The 370-nt window shown below is 54.6% G+C and carries 1 pseudogene; it reads left to right on the forward strand.

What is annotated here, in order from left to right:
- A pseudogene (locus AB4Z23_RS29050) lies at positions 1-235 on the forward strand (hypothetical protein); the annotation flags it as partial.
- Between the last annotated feature and the right edge of the window lie 135 nt (positions 236-370).

Raw genomic sequence — 370 nt, forward strand, 5'->3', positions numbered from 1 at the left:
GGCAGAGGCAGGCCTAGGGATAGCGGTCCAGCCAAGCACGCGGCTGGAAAAACATCCGCCTTCCACTGCAAGGGTGATGACCTTAACTGAGCCGCACATCAAACGTGCAATGTCATTGATCAAGTTGAAACGCCGAGAGCTGTCGCCCGCAGCGCGTCACTTTGCTGATAAGATTACATGCGAGGTCAGACGGATCACCGGATACATTGACGGCGAGCCGTTCTATACCTCATGAAAGCGAACGTTGGCGTTTTGCGAGTGAACATTCAGGCTCTATCGCCTTGAACGGAATCGAACCGTAAGCACTGTTCGTTGGGAACAGCATTGCGGCACAATCCCAACTGGTGCGCGGATTTGACCCGTCATCGGG

The sequence above is a fragment of the Agrobacterium sp. MCAB5 genome, from assembly GCF_052114365.1.
In the GTDB taxonomy this organism is placed as follows: domain Bacteria; phylum Pseudomonadota; class Alphaproteobacteria; order Rhizobiales; family Rhizobiaceae; genus Agrobacterium; species Agrobacterium tumefaciens.